Here is a 17,705-nt window from a genome sequence, read left to right as displayed (position 1 = left end):
TTTATTTTCGCATTGTTTATGCGTGAATAGGTGCGTCTGGCCGTCGTTAATAATATACCTAACGATGTGGCTTTGAATGATTTCTACTGAATCCATCCTCATGACCGGGGGTGGATTTTTTATTTTACATGCAGAAACTGAGATTTTTGAGTGGAACGGATGATGCTCATATTGGGGGTAACTGCCCACCAGTCCGGTCGGAGTTCAGCCCGGCGGGGCGGGATGGTAACGGTTAACCACTGGAGATCACAGCCGAAATAGAAAGGTGTTCCTGCCAGTTCCATGAACCCCTGAGGCTGCGGACCGTTTTCAAGCTGAGTGGTTTACCCCAATGGGTGGGATATTTCCCTCAGCATCACTCAAAGGAGGTAGGAAAGATGAAAAAACTGTTGGTAGCACTCACCTGCCTCGCCATGCTCCTGGCACTTGGCGTGCCGGTAGCGATGGCGGGCAAACCGGTCGCGGACAGAACCGCTCCGACGACCACCGCTTCACCCCTGGGGGGGACCTTCACCAGCGCGGTCACCGTGACCCTTTCGGTCAACGAACCGGCAACCACCTACTACACGACGGACGGCTCCACCCCGACCACCAGTTCGACCGTGTACAGCGCCCCCCTCACCTTCAGCACCACCAAGACGTTGAAGTATTTCTCGAAGGACACCGCCGGCAACCTGGAGACCGTGAAGTCCCAGACCTACACCATCTCCGGTGGCGGCACCTCCACCCATGCCACCCTGACCTGGACCGGCTACGCCATGTGCTCCTCCTGCCACACCAGCCAGGCGCAGGCCATGTACCAGGGCGTGCACTACCAGTGGAGAGGCTCCGCTGCCGAGATGACCACCGGGCCTGCGACCCAGGGTAAAATGGACGCTACCGACGGTTCGTCCGCGCTGAACGCATACTGCATCAACATCCAGGGCAACTGGGGCCCCTGTGGCGCCTGCCACGCCGGCACCGGTGCCAAACCGGTAGCCACCAGCAACCCGACTTCCGCACAACTCGCTTCCATCGACTGCCTCATGTGCCATGCCGATGCCACCAACGCTCCCTACAACCGCGTGCGTAACGCCACCACCGGCCTGTTCGAGCCGGCCGCCGGTCTCGACATGAACCTCGTGGTCCAGAAGGCGGGACAGAAACCGACCCGCAAGAACTGCCTGGGCTGTCATGCCAAGGCGGGCGGCGGCGACGCCGTCAAACGGGGCGACATCGCTCTCGCTTCCGGCACCACCTCCGACGTCCTGTACGACACGCACATGGCCATGGGGAGCGGCGGCAACATCCAGTGCCAGGGGTGCCACAGCTTCGTGGGCCATCGCGTCGCCGGCCGCGGCTCCGACCTGCGCCCCGAGGACAGCACCGCCGAGGTGACCTGCTCCACCACCGCCTGCCACCCGACCAAGACCGGCGTGACCGGCCACGTCACTGCGGCCGTCAATGACCACATCTCCCGCGTCGCATGCCAGGCTTGCCACATCAATAAGTACGGCAAGAACGCTAACGACACCGCCAACACCGAAGCCACCGAGACCAACCGCAACTGGCAGGTGGCTGAGTGGAACGCAACGCTTTCCCGCTACGAGCCGATGCCGACCAAGGCCAACGACCTGATCCCCAAATACGCCTTCTGGAACGGCACCAGCTGGGGCAACAACGCCTTCAACGCGGCCGTCCTCGACCCGGCCACCAACGCGTACAAGATCTCCCGCCCGGTCGGCGCCATCACCGATCCTGCCGGGACCAAGCTCTACCCCTTCAAGTACAAGACCGCCAACCAGGCGCTGGTGAACGGCAAAGTGGTGACCATCTCCACCTCGACCTTCTTCGCGACCGGTAACTACGATCAGGCGGTCAAGGACGGCATGACCTACATGGGCATCCCGAGCACCACCGCGTACACCACCGTGATCACCGACGAACTGCAGGCGCTGAACCACCAGGTCCCGCCGGCAACCGGCAACGTGCTTGCCTGCGCGGCCTGCCACCCCAACGCCAGCGCCACCCAGCTCAAGCTGACCACCAACATGGGTTACGCCCTGAAGGCAGCCCAATCTGTCGTCTGCGGTCAGTGCCACGTGGTCAAGACCTACTCCGGCGACTATGTATCCTTCCATGGCCGCCACGTGGACACCCGCGGCAACGACTGCTCCTGGTGCCACTCCTTCTCCCGTCCGGAGAAGGGGCTCACCATGCCGAGGTAATCCAGGTTCCTGGAATGATTCAACGAAGGTGGGCGCTCCCAAGGGGCGCCCGCCACTTCTTGCAGCGCGCGGTGAAAGCCGTAGCGAACTCGCCTTCTGCCCTGACTGCAGGGGGGACGCGTCAGTTGTCCGATTACCCGGTAAAGGGAGGAAATGATGTCCCGATTTGCTGCTCGTCTCTGTCTTGTCATGGCGGTCGCCTTGATCTGCGCCGCTTCGTCCCTGTCCCGGGCAGCCGCCGACACCGGCTACACGGTGGAGGTCGCCGATGTCGGCAACAGCAGGGATTTCGTCTCCGTGCTGCAGGGGAAAGGGTACAGCACGGTGATCCCCCCGAAGAACATGTGGGTGACCGACCAGCAGAGCAATTGCGGGGTGTGGATCGGGAAGAACGTCCCGCTCGAGATGCTGCGCGTGGTGCTTCCCGAAGCGATCCGCTTCAACCCCTATCTGAAGTTCTTCTACATAGTGGGGGACCGGGGGGAGAAGCCTCCCCAGGCTGTGGACAACACGGTGCACGTGGGGGGGCATATCGAGGCTGCCTTGGTGAAGAAGCTTAACACCATAGACCAGCAGGAGATGCTCGCTCAACTGGGGAAAGCGGCGACCCTGGAGGAATTGCACAGGTACCTGCACGAAAAGAACAAACCAAAACCGGTGGAGAAGTCCGCATCCTGACAGAAGGTCCTGCACGCCCCGGACCGCCGGTCCCTCTCCGGTGGCTCGCGGGGCGCTGGCGTAACTGCGGGTTCCTTGCGTAAATGAAAACGGCCGCGTCCCGTGGGGGAGCGGCCGTTATGCGCGGGACTCCGGCACAGGCCGGAGAGGTTATGCGAAATCTTTGGCGTTGATGACGACGCCGCTGCGCGTGCCGTGTATGCTGGCCCAATACGCCTGGGCTACCTGCTGGGCGGGCATACCACCAGAGCTGTCCATCCCCAACGCTTCCAGGGTTTCCTTCACCCACGGGGGACTCACCACGTTGATCCTGATGCCGCGCGGCAACTCAAGCGCCGCGGCCCGCACGAACCCTTCCAGCCCGGCGTTGACCATGCTGATCGAGGCGCTCCCCGGCATGGGCTGATGGCTCAAGACGCCGCTCGTGAGGGTGAAGGAGCCGTTGTCGTTGATGTAGTTCATTCCCACCCGGACCAGGTTCACCTGTCCCATAAGTTTTCCGAAGAGGCCGGTCTGGAAGTCCTCGTCGGAGAGTTCCGCCAGGGGAGCGAAGCGGGCCACCCCTGCGGCGCAGGCCAGTGCGTCGAACGGCCCGACCTCGCGGAACATGTTCTCTATGGAGTCCTTGCTGGACATGTCGACCCGGTGATCGCCGCTTTTGGAGGCGACCTTGATCACCTCGTGCTCGGTTGCCAGCTGTTTCGCCACGGCCTTGCCAATGGTCCCTGTCGCTCCTATCACTATGATCCTCATGAGCCTCTCCTTTCGTATTGGCCTTGTCTTCCCCGGGCTCGACGGGCGGAAGCGCCGCTAGAGGCCGAGGTACAGCGTGAAGTATATCTGATCTTCCCCCCCTTTGTTGAAGCCGTGGGCGAATCCGAGAGCCGGGGTGACCTTGACCCAGTACCCCAGGGTCACGTCGGCGCGCAGCTCCACGCCGGCGCCGACGCGGGTCTCGTCGCCATGGAAGGACCTGTGGTCATCCCACACCTGGCCGGCATCGACGAAGAGCGCGCCGTGGAGTTTCTCGGCGAAGGCGGGGACGGTGCCGATACCGTGCAGCGGGTACATGATGGGAGACCGGTACTCCAGGGTTCCGGTGGCGACGTATTTCCCGGCCATGGAGCGGACCGGGTAGCCGCGCAGGGGGAACTTGTTCAGGTCGGAAGGTGGCCCCCCCATCTGGAAGGCCTGCTGGCCGAACTGCAGGTCGCCATCTGCGAGAGCGCCCGAAAAGCGCAGATAGACCACCTGGTGCCGGGGTGTCTTCAGGGGGAGCCGCAGGTACTCCTGGTAGGTGGCGCTGTACTCGGAGAGGTTGATGTCGCTTCCGAGGTCGCGCGCGTAGTGACGGTACAGGAGCGAGATCCTCCTTCCCTCCTCCGAGCTCACCGAGTAGGGGTACTTGAGCACGTTGTCGAAGTCAATACCCGCGAAGAGGTTGTCCCGGCGCCCCTGGAAGACGGGGACGCCGTAGAGGGTGCCGTCGGGCCGCAGGGGGGTGAGCGCCTCCTGGTCCACGATCTCGTAGCCTGCCAGCAGGCGGTAGTGGGACTCGAGCCGGTTGATCGGGATGGAGGCTTGCAGGGAGACGCCGCGGTTCAACTCCCAGTAGTCGTTGCCGTTCTGGTAGAGGTCCGCGTACAGGAAGGGCTCGGCGTGGGCCCGCAGGGTCAGGGTCGGGTAAAAGGAGTCGTTGTTGTAAAGGAGGCTGTAGTACCCCCTCTTGCGTTCGCTGCTGTAGGCGGCGCTCAGGGCATAGCTGTGATAGCCGACAGCGTCGGCGCCGGCGGTGAAGGCACCGAGCACGATGCCGTCGGGACCATCGGCGTAGATGCGGGGGAGCCAGAAGCGGGGCGCCAGCGTGTCGAGGGCGTTGTAGGGGGCGGGGGTGGAAACCTGGCCCCCCTGGGAGGTCTGGGACGGCCTATCAAGCGACAGCGCGCCGGCTGCGGGAGCGGGGGAGGGCACCGGTTGTGCTGAAGACGCGCCGGCTGGCTGCCCCACTGCTGCCGGAAGGGTGCGGGTGAGCGGCAGCGCGGGACCGCGCCGCTCGCGCCACTGGGCGCGGTCCACCCCCAATTGGGCGATCTTGAAGCCGCGCGAGGTGTACTTCGCCACCAGCAGGCGGCTCCCGTCCGGTGCAGGGTCTGGCTGCAGCGCGCCGGAAAGAAGGTGGCTCACCTGGTAACTCTTCCGGTCGCGCAGGTCGTAGGCGAAGACGTTGAAGACGCCGGTTTCGTCGGACACGTAGTAGATGATCGATGCGTCCGGGGCCCAGGCGGGGTAGGCGAGGGTGCTGCCCGCGCTGAGGAGGGGGGTGTCGGTCTTCGTGGCGAGGTCGTAGATCCTTAAGCTGCTGGTTCCGGCGTTGTCGGTGAGGACGTAGCAGATGCTGCGACCATCGGGGGAGAAGCGTGGCCCGGAGACCCGCTCTTCGGTGTAGGAGGTGATCGCGGCGGCGGGGGAGTATCCTCCCGGAGTTCCGGCGGCCATCAGGACGATGTTTTGGCTGCCGCGGCTGCTGGCAACGGCGGCGAAGTGTTTGCCGTCCGGGGAAACCTGGACATCGCCAAGCCGCTCCCCTTCGGTAAGCCGGGTGCTGCGTCCCTGGTCCAGATCGTAGACGTAGAGGTCCTGGTACAGGTTGAAGCCGCTGTTCACCTCGGCCTGGGTGAAATAAATGCTCCTTCCGTCAGGCGACCAGCTCAGGCTGCCGTCGGACAGCTGACGCCTGAACTCGGCCACCTTATTCCCGGAGACGTCGGTGACGATCACCGTGGTGTGGTCGCGCGGGTCGCGCCTGGAGAAGGCGATGCGGCTCCCATCGGGTGAGAAGCGCGGCGACGTCAGGTTCTCCCCCGCGTCGTAGATGGTGGAGAGCGGGGTGAAGGGTTGCAGGGCCAGGGCGGCGACGCGCCGGGACTGCTCGTCCTTGAGCGACGCGATCATGTCCCGGTAGACCTCGCGGTAGCTCTTCCCCCCGAAATTCGCCCTGGCCGGGCCGGTGATGGTGTAGGGGAAGCGCCCCGCGTGCCCCAGGGTCAGTTTCCCGGCAACGTCGTCGCCGTAGGTTTCGGCGATATAGCGCTGCAGGCGGTAGCCGTAGATGTACGGGAAGTGCCCGGACGGCCATTCCGGCACGTCGCCGTTGATCTGGTCCACGGTGGGGAGGTTGTCCTCGGCGACGGCGGTGCGGAAGATCATGTCGTAGTAACTGCTCTTGCCGCGTCCCTGTCCGGTGTACTTGGTTTCCGCCCAGGTCGCCATCCCTTCGTGCCACCAGCGGGGGAGGAAGGTGTTGGGAGGCGCCGTCGAAAGAAAGAGGAGTGCGGAGAGCGGGTCCATCCAGGGGAGCGGCTTTCCGAAGATGGCGCGGGTGACCTTGGAGTAGCCGCGCGCCGGGTCGGCGGAAACGATGTGCGCGTACTCGTGGGTGAACAGCGTCTTCAGCCAGTCGTCGTACTCTCCGAGTGTCGAGGTGAGGGTGGGGGGGACCACCTCGAGGTAGATGGTGTTGTAGGGGATGGTGATGGCGAGGCCGTTGGTGAAGTCGCTGTCGTCGATCAGCACCACCTGGGTCTTTCCGGCGGGGTGCCACTGGAACTCCCGGGTCAGCTTGTCGTGGATCTCCTCGGCCATCCCGGCCGCCCTGCGGGCCACCCCCTCGAGCCCCTGGTGGTAATGGATGGCGAAATGTCGTGTTTCAACGGTCGAGTACCGGAACGCGGTGTCAATTCGGGCGGCATGAGAGACGGATACGAGGCATAGCAGCGCAGCGACGGCAAGGCATAACGATTTCATGCAGGTCCTTTGCTAACACGTTTGAGGTTGCCGGGGGGAGGGGAGGCTATTCGAGCCCGACCAGCTCCCTCCCCTTGGGATATTCGATAACCAGGTCGTAGGAAACCCTCTTCTTCTCAGACGGGGCCAGTTCGACCTTCCACACCAGGGTCCCGTCTTCCCTGGTCTCGGCGGGTTTGGGCGCGGCATCTTCAACGGCGACCTTGATCTCGGCGTTCCCCGGCAGCGGCTGCTGGTCCTTGAGGGACACGGTCACGGGGCGCTGCTTGTAGTTCTCAAGCTCCATGGTGACGTGGTAGGTGACGCTGCTGCCGCCGATGATGCCGCCTTTCTTCTTCACCCGCGCCACTTCGCGCTTCACCTTCACCTGGTCGTCACTGCCGAAGTAAAGGTCGAACTCCTCGCCGGAAGCGACCGTCTTCAAATGGCTTTTACCGACGAAGGTCGCGTCGTTGAAGATGCTGGCTTCCCCGGCCAGAAGCGGATAGGGGGTGCGGTTGACCACGGTGGATTTCAGGTAGACCCGGGGGGAGAGCTTGGGCACGGTCACATATTCGGCGGCGACGGGAACGGTCTCGGAGGCGATGACGCTGACCGAACGGGTACCGTCGGTTGGCACGTCCATCGGCTGCGCCACCTGGAACTGGACCGAGGTCTGCCCCTGGGCGACGTCGGCGGGGACGAACCCCGCCGGTTCCATGCGATCCTCGGCGGGGGCGGCACCATAGCCTTTTTCCGGGGGCGCAGGCGCGGCCGCGGGCGCCGCCATCTCCATTTTGCTGCGGCTTAAATACGGCATGGGGCGCGGAGGCTCGAAAAATGAGACGCGCCAGGGGGAGAGCTCGGGTGCGCCGCCGCCGGAGGCTGGGCTCGCGGTGGAGAGGGTCAGTTTCACCTGCGGCCAGTCCTCGCCGGTCTTTTGCCAGACCTGGGCGCGATAGGTGAGGGCGGCGTCCTTTCCGTCCGGCGCGAGCCTCACGTCGTAGGCGGGGACCCAGCTCGCCTGGGGGACGAGGTAGCTCAGGTCGAGGTCGAACCTCATGTCCCGCTCCGCCTCGATGGCCACCTGTACCGAGCGCACCTCCTTCATGGCCTCGCTACGGTACTGCTCCAGCTCCTTCTTGAGCGCGGCGATCTTTTCCAGGAGCGGCTTCCTGGCCCCTTCCGCGTCGTAGAGTTCCTCCTCGATCTTGCCGGTGTTGTCACCGACGAAGCGCACCGCCTCGTTCAGTTCGGCGGAGGTGGGCTTGCCGGCGGAGAGTTCCTTGGAGATCCTTTCCCCCCAGCCGACGCGAATGGAGTCCACGAAGGCACGCTGGGCAGAGAGGGCCTTGCGGCGTGCCTCGATACCTTCCACCTTCCGGTTCAGCCGGGTGATCTCGTCCTCGAGTTCGCGCACGCGCTGGTCCTTGCTGCGATCGAGGAAGACGTTCTTGACCGTGATCCCCGCGATGCGGGCGCGCCCGGCCCCTCTCCCCTCGGCGCGCAGCGATTCCTCCGCCATGAGCTGGGGCATGTTCTCGAGCGTCACCAGGTTGGCGCCCGCCTTGAGGGGGATGCTCGCCCGGCGGGTCACCTGCGCGCTGTCGGAAAAGACCGTCACGGCGGTGATCCGCGACGAAGCGGTCTGGCTGGTGGTCTCGGCCGCGAACGCGAGCGAAGAGCCAAGGAGCAGCAACAGGGAAAGTGGTAAAGTCATGATTTTCATGGGTACCTCGGCGTTGTTGTTCAGCCCTTTTTCTTTGATGCGTAGCTGTAGTACTTGAGCTTGATGTTTTCCCACATCACCAGACGTTCGCCCAGCATGGTCATGACGCGTACCTCGCCATCCTGGGAAATGACGAAGCCGAGACTGCCCGGGTTCTGCCAGCAGTACCGCATCATCGACCTGTGCCGGGTCCCGAAGTGGTTGTAGCTGACGGGGCGCAGCTTGGCTTCGCTCCCCATCCGGTCCGTGGCGATGAAGACCTGGTCCGGCTCCCGCCAATTCTTGATCTCGACGCCGTAGCCGCGCACCACCAGGTTGGGGTCCATGACCACCAAACCGTCCACCCGCGTCAGCAGGGCGATGAACCAGATCACGCCGTCGATCTCGTTCTTGTTGGCGCGCAGTTCCTTTTCCAGGCGCCGCAACTGCTGGAACTGATCCGTGGACAGTTCTTTCGGGCGGGATTCGCCGGGCCCGAGCAGGAGCTGCTCCAGGTAATCCGACTTGATCTTGGTGACCGCGTTGGACTGCAGCGAGGTGGGGAGCCTGTCGTAGTTGATGCCGTACTTTACGTTCAAGTCGTCCGGGGTGATCCGCGGCGAAATCAGGAGGGCGCCGCCGTTTTTGATCTTCTGGATCCGGAGCAGAATCCGGCACAGGACCGATATCCACTGCTGGGCGTGCAGCTCGTCGCCGGCTCCCTGCCGTTCATAGATGTCGTCCGGAATGTGGCCGCGCACCCCCTCGAGGAAACGGTCGATGCCGGACGCGAGGAGGTCCCGCACCGGGCCCGCGCGGAAGAGGTCGAGGGAGTGGCGGATCAACTCGTTCACCCTCAGTTCCGCAACCTTCTCGTAGCGCATGTAGACCACGATGATGCCGATCCCCTCCACGCTCGCCTGGAAGACGCCGGGGCGCTCGACCTCGACCTCGGCGCTGCGGTTGAGGAACTTGTGGAAGCGGTTTTGCTGGTCGACCAGTCCCCAGATGTAGAGCTGGCCCAGCTGGTCGGGCCAGATCACGAAGGAGGAGGTGCGCAGGTCGGTGGATTTGGCGATCTTCACCACGTTGGAGACGGTGAAGGGGATCGGGTCGGCGAACGGGATGTAGCTCCAGCGGTCCCGGGCGGGATTGCGCGGAGGCTTCGGGTCGGGCTGGCTCGGGTCGAGGAATACCATGTGGAACAGCACCGGCTCCGACTCCTCGGTGCGGAGGCTGGAGTAGTACATGGTCTCCATGAGTTCGGCTATGATCTCGTCGCCCGGCACTGCGGCTTTGCGCTTGCGCAGTTCGGCACAGACGAATTCGGCGAGATGGCGCGGGGTCTTGTTCTTGATCGGCATGGCCGGTGGCAGCCCTCGTGTTATGTGTGTTACGGCGTGGGATATTGGGCGAGCTCCAGCAGGATCCCTTCCGGCCCATGAAAGTAGATCAGCTTCTTCCCTGTCTTTTGCCAGACCTGCACCTCGCCGATGAACTCGACGCCATGGTCGCGCAGTCGCGTCACCTCGGCTTCGATGTCGGTCACCGCGAACGCCAGGTGGCGCAGGCCGATCCGGTTGGCGATGCCGGTCCCGGCGTCAGCGGCCCCGCCCGCATCGAATTGCAGTAATTCGATGGAAAGGTCCGATCCGGGATGGTGCAGGGCCGTGAACCTCCCCCCAGCGCAGCGTACACCGGTCAGTTTCTCGAGGAAGTCCGTGTCGAGCTGGGAACTGATGCCGGGGGTGAATCCGAGGAGCGCGAAGAAGGCGGTGGCCGCTTCGAGGTCGCGGACCACGATGTTGAGATGATCGATGCGAGTTATCATGGTGACCTTGTCGGCCGCCGGCTCTGCGGCGGCGGGAGTGGATTGATGACCTGCGGACAAGGGAGGGATATGAAACCTCACCCTGACCCACTCCCGGAGGGAGAGGGGATTATGCGCGCCGTGGCGGCGGTTGGCCGACCCGGGGTGTTAATGAGGATAACAACCTTTCCGCGTTTCGCAACGGGGGCTGTCACCGCGTTGCCTGGCCAGTTGCCATAGCAAATGACCGGCCCGTTGCCAGCTCTCCCCCCGGACCGGGAGAGGGGGGGCGGCATTGCAGCATCCTGACCGGACAAAGCTGGCGCGGCCCTGCTTTCCATGTGCTCCGGCTCACCCGGGACTCACTTTCTATAGCGCGTCCGTGACGGCAAGTCAATGAGAATGGCCTCAGCTCTTGAGGCCGGGCGCCGTGTGGCCGATGAGTAGGGGGAATGTAAAGGGATCTCACCTGCTGAATGAGGGTAATGGCCTGAATTCGCTTCAACTTTTCTTTACTCTAGTAGTATGGTGGGCAATGGCATGATTTTTGTTGACTGTTTTGGTTAGTTTCCGTATGGTGGCTAAAATCGCACAGCGTCATGATGTATTCATTTACTGCCGGGGGGAGTTGTAACACCCATGAGGATAGATCAGAAGAAAATACGGGAACTTGTCGCCCGGACCTCCCCATATTCGCACGACCAATTGCGGCGGGAGGAAAACGTCTTCTACGTGGGGGGGGAGCTCCCCGAACGGCAAACGGCAGAGACGCTCTACGATAGCCATTTTCAGAGCAACGCAGCCCTCTTTCACCTCACCTTCGGCGACGAGGAAAGATTTGCCAATGCCGAGAACCTCGCCCGGATGATCAAGAAGAACTTCAACGCCCACCTGGTGGGGAGGCTGGATTTCTGCCCCTCTCTCAACCTGGTTCAGCGTGCCTACGCCGCCGGTGTCGACATTGTCGACATCCCGCTGCACGCCTGTGACCGCGCGCGCTCCGCCGGGCACGGGTGGCAGATGGAGGATCGCCTGCGTTCTCTGGATCACGCACGTGCCGTCTTCCCACGGTGGTCCGTCGTATCGTCGCTCGACGCGGGGAGTGAGCCGGCGGGGTCCACGGTGGAAGGCATCGATCTCCTGCTCAAACGGGACATCGTACCGCTGGTCGAGCTTTCCGAGGAAGCAGCGGGGGTGCCGCCCGAGCAGTTGACCAGGATCTTCAACCACCTTCAGCGTGGGTGGCAGCAGAACAGGGTGGTGCTCAAACCGCTGCTGCCGCTGGTTTTCTGATCTCCCCCTTCGTGCCCGCCGCACCCAAAGGAATCCTGCGCGGTTTCATCGACAGCATCGAGGACCGCAGGCTTTTGGCCAGTTCCGATCTAAGGCGCTTGCTGCGCGTGAAAGAAGTGGCAGAATCATACGAATCTTCCGGCCTCTAATTAGGGGCCTTGTCACTGAAGCCTAACAACGAGGGCACCCGCCGCAGATGGAATCAAAGCATTTCCTGGACAAACCGCTAAAGATCGACAACCGTCCCCTGTGGCTCATCGTGCTGGACCGCACCGCGCGTTACCAGGTGATGGCCGCCGTCGCCCTGGTGATCGGCTTCCTGATCCGCCTGACGCCCCCCGACGGGCTTTCCGTCGAAGGGTACCGCTCGCTGGTCCTTTTCGGGGCCACCGTTTTTTTCTGGATTTCGGGGCTTCTTCCCATCGCGGTCACCGCGCTCCTCTCCATGGTGATGCTGCCGCTTCTGGGCATCATGGATGCCAAGAAAACCTACTCGATGTTCGGCAACGAGTCGGTCTTCTTCATCCTGGGCGCCTTCATCCTCGCCGCCGCCCTCACCGCGACCGGCATCTCTGCCCGCATCGCACGCGCCATGCTGGCCAGGTTCGGCAGGACGCCGGCCCGGCTTGCCCTGACGGTCTTCCTGTTGTCCGCCTTTCTCTCCTTCGTGATGAGCGAACACGCCGTGGCGGCCATGCTGTTCCCGGTGGTGACCGAACTGGCGACCGCCTTGAGGCTGGAGAAGGGGAAGAGCAGTTTCGGCCGCCTGCTGTTCATGTCCATGGCATGGGGGTGCATCATCGGCGGCATCGCCACCTTCCTGGGGGGGGCGCGGGCGCCGCTTGCGGCGGGGCTGCTCAGGGAGGCGACCGGGCTTCACTTCTCCTTCATCGAGTGGTCCACCGCCGCCTGCATGATCGTGTTGCCGCTGCTGGTTCTCGGGTTCGCCATCCTGCTCCGGTTCTTTCCCCCCGACATCGACGACGTTGAAGTGGGGCTTAAATTCCTCAACGGCAAGCGTCTGGAAATGGGGAAGATCAGCTACGACGAGATTCTCACCGCCCTGGTCATGATCGCCACCGTCGGGTGCTGGATGTTCCTGGGGGAGAAGACCGGGCTCGCCGCCATCGCCATCCTGGGGGCCGCCGCGTTGTTCACCTTCAAGGTCATTTCCTGGCAGATGATCGAGGAGTACGTCAACTGGGGCATCATCCTGATGTACGGCGGCACCATCGCCCTCGCCTCCGCCCTGGAGAAGACCGGCGCGGCGGTGTGGGTGGTGAAAAAAGGGATGGGTGATCACGCGCACGCGCCGCTGGCCGTGATTGCGGTCATCTCGCTGGTGGCCATCCTGGTCACCGAGTGCATCAGCCACGCGGCGGTGGTCGCGATCCTGATGCCGGTCGGGATGGGGCTGTGCCAGACCACGGGGATGGACCCCAAGGTGATGACGCTCTCCATCGCGCTTCCGGCGGGTCTTGCCTACTGCCTCCCCATGGGGACCCCGGCCACCGCCATCGCCTATGCCTCTGGGTACCTGAAAAGCCGCGACATCATCGTGGCCGGCGCCGTGGTCATGGCCATCTCGTGGCTGCTGTTCATGGGAAGCGTGGTGTTCGTCTGGCCCGTGCTCGGGCTGAAGATATAAAAGAGGAAAGCATGATATCCAAGAAAACGAAATACGGCCTCAAGGCCTTGATTTACCTGGCGCGCAAGTACGACCAGGGGCCGATTCTGATCGCGGACCTGGCCCGGGACGAAAACATCCCCAAGAAGTTCCTGGAAAATATCCTGCTCAACCTTAAGAACAGCGGCATCCTGCAGAGCCGGAAGGGGAGGGGCGGGGGGTACTACCTGGGGCGGCCGCCGCAGAAGGTAACCTTCGGGCAGGCGATCAGGATCATGGAAGGCCCGCTGGCGCCGGTCCCCTGTGTTAGCGAAATGGCCTACGCCAGGTGCACCGAGTGCGGCAACGAGGCGACCTGCGGCATCAGGCTGGTCATGAAGGACGTACGTGACGAGATGGCGCGCATTCTGGACGGGACGTCGCTCGCCGATGTCCTGAGGAAGATCGACGAGGCCGGCGCGCGGCAGGAAGACGTGCTCGATTTCTGCATCTGATCCCGAGGCAGGCGTTTTACACTGGCCAGCCAACACCCTTCGCCCACATCCCCTCTCCCCCTGGGAGAGGGTCAGGGTGAGGGCCTTGCCATTGGCAACGATACAGCAGCAGGCAGCACCCCTCACCCGGCCTTTGGCCACCCTCTCCCAGAGGGAGAGGGGATGTACCGGGAGAGGGGGAGGGTGAGGGCCTTGCCACGGGCAACGTAACAGCAGCGAGCAGCACCCTCACCCGGCCTTTGGCCACCCTCTCCCAGGGGGAGAGGGGAGGTACCGGGGGAAGGGGAGGGCGTTGCCATGGGCAACGATACAGCAGCGGGCAGCACCCCTCACCCGGCCTTTAGCCACCCTCTCCCAGGGGGAGAGGGGATGTACCGGGAGAGGGGATGTAACGGGCAATATGGGCTCATTGCGAGAGGCGGTGTTATGAAGTACGACGTGGTCGGGCTGGGCGTCTGCACGATGGATCTGCTCATGGTGGTGGATGAACTGCCGGGAGGGGAACTGGTGCAGCGGGCTCATGCCTCGGCACTGGCGGGGGGAGGGCCGGTGGCAACCGCGCTGGTCGCCCTGGCGCGCTTGGGGGCGCGCGCCGCGATGCTCGACCTGGTCGGCGGCGACCTCATCGGCCGGATGATCCTGACCGAGCTCGGCGCGGAAGGGGTGGACACGGCGGGCATGGTGATCGACGCCGGAAGCACATCTTCACAGGCGAGCGTACTGGTCCGGAAAGGTGACGGTGCCCGCGCCATCGCCTTTGCGCCGGGATCCTCCGGTGAACTTTCCCCTCGCATGATGAACGAGACGATGATCCGGTCTGCCAGGATCCTGCACCTGAACGGGCGGCACTGGCAGGCCTGCCTGGCGGCTGCCCGGGTTGCGCGTGATGCCGGGGTGCTGGTCTCCTTCGACGGGGGCTCGCACAGGTTCCGGCCGGAGCACCGCGAGCTGTTACCTCTGGTGGATATCTGCATCGTCGCGCAGGAGTACGCCGCGAGTTGCACCGGGAATTCCTCGCCGGAAGTGGCCGCCGAGGCGCTCCTTGGCTACGGCCCGCAACTGGTCGCGGTCACTTCCGGGACGCTGGGGAGTTTCATCCTTTCATACGGGGGCGAGGCGTTCCATCAGCCCGCATATGAGATGGAGGGGGTGGTTGATACCACCGGCGCCGGTGACGCCTACCATGGAGGTTTTCTCTTCGCCGTGGCCCGCGGACTCTCCCTCGAGGATTCGGCCCGCTACGCCTCCGCTGCGGGCGCCCTCAACACCCGCGCCCTCGGCGGCCGGGCCGCACTCCCCACCCTGGCGGAGCTGGAATCGTTCATCGCCGCCCGAGGCTAGCGCCTCCCCGGCGCCGGCCGCTGTCCCGCCCAGATACTCCACAAAACCAGCACCCCACCAACGATCTGCAGGGGCGTGAGGCTCTGCCCCAGCACCAGGAAACCCAGGGCCGTGGCCATCACCGGGCTCAACAACCCCAGCAGCGAGACGGCGGACGGCTGCAGCCGCCGGATCCCCCAGAAAAAAATCATGTAGGTGATGCCGGTGCCGAAGATGCCCAGGTAGGCGTAGCCGATCACGTTTTTGACGGTGAGACCGGTGATGGGCTCCTCGAAGAACAGCGCGAAGGGGAGCAGAAACAGGCCGCCGAAGACCAGCTGCCAGCCGGTAAAGGCCGCTATGGGGAGGGGCGTCGCCGCCCACCGCTTGGTGAGAACCGTGCCCAGGGCCATGCACCCCGCCCCGGCAAACGCCGCCGCGAGGCCGATGGCGTCGAGCCGGGCGGCCGGGGTGAGCACCAGCAGGGCCACGCCGACCACGCCGGTGCCGGCAGCGATCCAGGCCAGCCGCGTAGGGGTGCTTCCCAGGAGCGGTCTGGCGAGCACGATGACCGCCAACGGCTGGGTCGCGATCACGGTGGCCGCCACGCCGCCGGGAAGCCGGTAGGCGGCGATGAAGAGCAGCGCCTGGAACACCCCGATGTTCAAGAGCCCCAGAAACACCAGCCGCCCCCACCACTCCCCCCACGGCGCGCGCCGCTGCAGGGCGATCATGATCAGACCGATCGGGAGCACGCGCAGCAACGCCGCAGTGAGCGGGTGGTTTGGGGGGAGCAACTGGGTGGTCACGATGTAGGTGCTTCCCCAGATGCAGGGGGCGATCGCCGTGACGAGGGAGGTGCGCAGCAGGTGCCGGTTCTGGTCTGTGGTCATGCCCTGTCCACCCTGATGTGTCGCCGGTTTGGTCAGATGAACTCCTCGAAGTAGTCGAGATCCTTGTGGAAGGTCTCCTGCAGCCGGGACAGGGAGAAGAGCGCGATGACCAGGGTGAGGACCCCGACCACGATGGCCCCGGTTTCGATGCCGAGGCTCTTGCGCGCCACCTGGAACAGCATGGTGATGGGTATGGTCATGCCGCGCACGAAATTGGGGACCGAGGTGGCGACGGTGGCGCGCAGGTTGGTGCCGAACTGCTCCGCCGCGACGGTGACGAAGATGGCCCAGTAACCGATGCCGAAGCCGAGCAGGCAGCAGATGGCGTAAAAGACGCCGGCGCTCACCCCGGCGGCGGAGAAGTAGACCCCCACGGCGGCGACCGTGATCAGCAGGAACAGGAAAACCACCTTCTTACGGCTTTGCAGGAGCTGGCTCAAGACCCCGCTCGCCAGGTCTCCCCCCACGAGCCCCAGGTAGCAGTACATGACGGCGTTGCCGGCGCTCACGCTCCCCTGCACGTTGAGGACCTTGGCGAACTCCGGCGAGAAGGTGATCAGCACGCCGACCACGAACCAGGAGGGGAGGCCGATGAGGATCGAGTGCAGGAAGCGCCCGGAACGGTCGCGCGAGGTGAACAGGGCCAGGAAGTTCCCCTTGGACATCTCCCTGGATTCCATCCCCTTGAACATCCCGGATTCGGCCACGCTGAGCCTGAGCACGAGGAGCATCAGCCCCAGCACCCCGCCGATGACGAAGGCGGTGCGCCAGTCGAACTGCTTGGCCACGAAGTTGGCCAGGATCGCGCCTGAGACGCCGACCGTGGCGACGATCATGGTGCCGTACCCCCTGATGGAGCGGTGCAGCACCTCGGACACCAGCGTGATCCCGGCGCCGAGCTCTCCGGCCAGCCCGACTCCCGCCAGGAAGCGGAGCGCGGCGTAGGCCTCGATGGAGTGCACGGTGGCGTTGGCGAGGTTCGCCAGCGAATAGATGAAGATCGACCCGAACATGATCTTCAGCCGCCCCTTGCGGTCACCGAGGATCCCCCAGAGGATGCCCCCCAAAAGCATCCCGGCCATCTGCATGTTGAGCAGGAAGACCCCCTGGTCGATCAGCTCCTGCCCGGCCAGTCCGATCCCCTTCAGGCTCGGCACCCGGACGATGCTGAACAGCACCAGGTCGTAGATGTCGACAAAATACCCCAGCGCCGCCACGATGACCGGGAGGCCCAGCACCTGCCGCAGCGTAGTTGCGCTATGTTGGCTCGTTGATGTCATGCTCGTCTCCAGAGTTGAATTAAGGCGCTGGGCAGGGAGTCTCGGCGGCGTCGGGGAGGGTGGCGAGCGGTTGCAGGCCGAGGGCCGTCGCGGCACCCGCCTGTTCGGGCGGGATCTCGAAGACGGCGATGCGCCCGTCGGGTGCGCCGCACACCGCCGCGTGCATCCTGCCATCCACGCCGCAGGCGGTCCGGTTGACGGCGATGCCGGCCTTGCGCAGTTCCTGGGCAAGTTCCGCCGGGCTGCTGCCGCCGCCGGTGCATTGCAGAGAGCCGAGAGTCCGGTAGTAGCGCGCGCCGGTAGCGGGCGGGCCCTTCAGGCGGCATGTACAACCCGCCAGCGCAGTGCAGGCAACGAGCACGGCCGTGGCACCTGCTCCCTTACGGTGAATGCGCATGAGAACCTCCATGGGACAGCCTTAAGAATTTGGTCTTAATACACCTGTCGCTGCTTCAAAGTCAATGAGAATAGCTGGCTAGTTGGGCGGTAGTTGACGGCGATGGGAGTGATGGGAGTGATGGGAGTGATGGGAGTGATGGGAGTGATGGGAGTGATGGGAGTGATGGGAGTGATGGGAGTGATGGGAGTGATGCCTGGTGCGGCAGGGGCTGG

The 17,705-nt window shown here is 64.1% G+C and carries 14 protein-coding genes; 6 read left to right on the top strand and 8 right to left on the bottom strand.

The window, feature by feature from the left end; all coding sequences use genetic code 11:
- Positions 1 to 377 precede the first annotated feature (377 nt).
- The gene (locus tag KP001_RS06860) at positions 378 to 2,207 is read left to right on the top strand and encodes a chitobiase/beta-hexosaminidase C-terminal domain-containing protein (protein ID WP_217288789.1); all 1,830 of its coding nucleotides are present in this window, start codon (positions 378 to 380) and stop codon (positions 2,205 to 2,207) included.
- A 156-nt stretch (positions 2,208 to 2,363) separates the two neighbouring features.
- The gene (locus tag KP001_RS06855; protein ID WP_217288788.1) at positions 2,364 to 2,885 is read left to right on the top strand and encodes a hypothetical protein; all 522 of its coding nucleotides are present in this window, start codon (positions 2,364 to 2,366) and stop codon (positions 2,883 to 2,885) included.
- A gap of 150 nt (positions 2,886 to 3,035) precedes the next feature.
- Here KP001_RS06855 and KP001_RS06850 read toward each other — a convergent pair whose 3' ends face one another.
- Genes KP001_RS06850 through KP001_RS06830 form a run of 5 tightly spaced genes read right to left on the bottom strand, consistent with a single transcriptional unit; the run spans position 3,036 to position 10,207 of the window.
- The gene (locus KP001_RS06850) at positions 3,036 to 3,638 is read right to left on the bottom strand and encodes a short chain dehydrogenase (RefSeq protein ID WP_217288787.1); all 603 of its coding nucleotides are present in this window, start codon (positions 3,636 to 3,638) and stop codon (positions 3,036 to 3,038) included.
- Between the two features lie 57 nt (positions 3,639 to 3,695).
- Complete coding sequence (locus KP001_RS06845) at positions 3,696 to 6,689, bottom strand: BamA/TamA family outer membrane protein (protein ID WP_217288786.1); 2,994 nt, start codon at positions 6,687 to 6,689, stop codon at positions 3,696 to 3,698.
- A gap of 46 nt (positions 6,690 to 6,735) precedes the next feature.
- On the bottom strand, positions 6,736 to 8,397 hold the full coding sequence (locus KP001_RS06840; protein WP_217288785.1) for a mucoidy inhibitor MuiA family protein: 1,662 nt from the start codon (positions 8,395 to 8,397) through the stop codon (positions 6,736 to 6,738).
- A 20-nt stretch (positions 8,398 to 8,417) separates the two neighbouring features.
- Positions 8,418 to 9,740, bottom strand: a complete 1,323-nt coding sequence (locus KP001_RS06835) for a putative sensor domain DACNV-containing protein (protein ID WP_217288784.1) — start codon at positions 9,738 to 9,740, stop codon at positions 8,418 to 8,420.
- Between the two features lie 29 nt (positions 9,741 to 9,769).
- Positions 9,770 to 10,207: a VOC family protein gene (locus tag KP001_RS06830; protein ID WP_217288783.1), complete on the bottom strand. Its 438-nt coding sequence runs from the start codon at positions 10,205 to 10,207 to the stop codon at positions 9,770 to 9,772.
- 618 nt (positions 10,208 to 10,825) lie between these two features.
- On the opposite strand from KP001_RS06830, the gene KP001_RS06825 reads away from it, so the two are divergent.
- The 4 genes from KP001_RS06825 to KP001_RS06810 all read left to right on the top strand — a co-directional run bounded on the left by KP001_RS06825 (position 10,826) and on the right by KP001_RS06810 (position 14,941).
- A complete protein-coding gene (locus tag KP001_RS06825) occupies positions 10,826 to 11,479 on the top strand; it encodes a hypothetical protein (RefSeq protein WP_239027922.1) in 654 nt (217 codons plus the stop codon).
- 196 nt (positions 11,480 to 11,675) lie between these two features.
- On the top strand, positions 11,676 to 13,127 hold the full coding sequence (locus KP001_RS06820; RefSeq protein ID WP_217288782.1) for a DASS family sodium-coupled anion symporter: 1,452 nt from the start codon (positions 11,676 to 11,678) through the stop codon (positions 13,125 to 13,127).
- 11 nt (positions 13,128 to 13,138) lie between these two features.
- Positions 13,139 to 13,600, top strand: coding sequence for an RrF2 family transcriptional regulator (locus KP001_RS06815; protein ID WP_217288781.1), 462 nt, complete (start codon positions 13,139 to 13,141; stop codon positions 13,598 to 13,600).
- A gap of 426 nt (positions 13,601 to 14,026) precedes the next feature.
- Positions 14,027 to 14,941, top strand: coding sequence for a carbohydrate kinase family protein (locus KP001_RS06810; RefSeq protein WP_217288780.1), 915 nt, complete (start codon positions 14,027 to 14,029; stop codon positions 14,939 to 14,941).
- On the opposite strand, the gene KP001_RS06805 is transcribed toward KP001_RS06810, so the two are convergent.
- Genes KP001_RS06805 through KP001_RS06795 form a run of 3 tightly spaced genes read right to left on the bottom strand, consistent with a single transcriptional unit; the run spans position 14,938 to position 17,490 of the window.
- Complete coding sequence (locus KP001_RS06805) at positions 14,938 to 15,813, bottom strand: EamA family transporter (protein WP_217288779.1); 876 nt, start codon at positions 15,811 to 15,813, stop codon at positions 14,938 to 14,940. The genes KP001_RS06810 and KP001_RS06805 overlap by 4 nt on opposite strands.
- 32 nt (positions 15,814 to 15,845) lie before the next feature.
- Entirely contained in the window at positions 15,846 to 17,093 is a 1,248-nt protein-coding gene (locus tag KP001_RS06800) for an MFS transporter (RefSeq protein ID WP_217288778.1), read from the bottom strand.
- A 19-nt stretch (positions 17,094 to 17,112) separates the two neighbouring features.
- Positions 17,113 to 17,490, bottom strand: coding sequence for a hypothetical protein (locus KP001_RS06795; RefSeq protein ID WP_217288777.1), 378 nt, complete (start codon positions 17,488 to 17,490; stop codon positions 17,113 to 17,115).
- Positions 17,491 to 17,705 lie beyond the last annotated feature (215 nt).

The sequence above is a fragment of the Geomonas subterranea genome, from assembly GCF_019063845.1.
Lineage (GTDB): Bacteria > Desulfobacterota > Desulfuromonadia > Geobacterales > Geobacteraceae > Geomonas > Geomonas subterranea.
Note: the sequence above shows the minus strand (reverse complement) of the source record. Positions and strands in the feature narration are given on the sequence as shown.

Coding starts and splice junctions, on each gene's coding strand:
- KP001_RS06860 (WP_217288789.1), top strand. CDS start 378: ATGAAAAAACTGTTGGTAGCACTCACCTGCCTCGCCATGCTCCTGGCA.
- KP001_RS06855 (WP_217288788.1), top strand. CDS start 2,364: ATGTCCCGATTTGCTGCTCGTCTCTGTCTTGTCATGGCGGTCGCCTTG.
- KP001_RS06850 (WP_217288787.1), bottom strand. CDS start 3,638: ATGAGGATCATAGTGATAGGAGCGACAGGGACCATTGGCAAGGCCGTG.
- KP001_RS06845 (WP_217288786.1), bottom strand. CDS start 6,689: ATGAAATCGTTATGCCTTGCCGTCGCTGCGCTGCTATGCCTCGTATCC.
- KP001_RS06840 (WP_217288785.1), bottom strand. CDS start 8,397: ATGAAAATCATGACTTTACCACTTTCCCTGTTGCTGCTCCTTGGCTCT.
- KP001_RS06835 (WP_217288784.1), bottom strand. CDS start 9,740: ATGCCGATCAAGAACAAGACCCCGCGCCATCTCGCCGAATTCGTCTGT.
- KP001_RS06830 (WP_217288783.1), bottom strand. CDS start 10,207: ATGATAACTCGCATCGATCATCTCAACATCGTGGTCCGCGACCTCGAA.
- KP001_RS06825 (WP_239027922.1), top strand. CDS start 10,826: ATGAGGATAGATCAGAAGAAAATACGGGAACTTGTCGCCCGGACCTCC.
- KP001_RS06820 (WP_217288782.1), top strand. CDS start 11,676: ATGGAATCAAAGCATTTCCTGGACAAACCGCTAAAGATCGACAACCGT.
- KP001_RS06815 (WP_217288781.1), top strand. CDS start 13,139: ATGATATCCAAGAAAACGAAATACGGCCTCAAGGCCTTGATTTACCTG.
- KP001_RS06810 (WP_217288780.1), top strand. CDS start 14,027: ATGAAGTACGACGTGGTCGGGCTGGGCGTCTGCACGATGGATCTGCTC.
- KP001_RS06805 (WP_217288779.1), bottom strand. CDS start 15,813: ATGACCACAGACCAGAACCGGCACCTGCTGCGCACCTCCCTCGTCACG.
- KP001_RS06800 (WP_217288778.1), bottom strand. CDS start 17,093: ATGACATCAACGAGCCAACATAGCGCAACTACGCTGCGGCAGGTGCTG.
- KP001_RS06795 (WP_217288777.1), bottom strand. CDS start 17,490: ATGCGCATTCACCGTAAGGGAGCAGGTGCCACGGCCGTGCTCGTTGCC.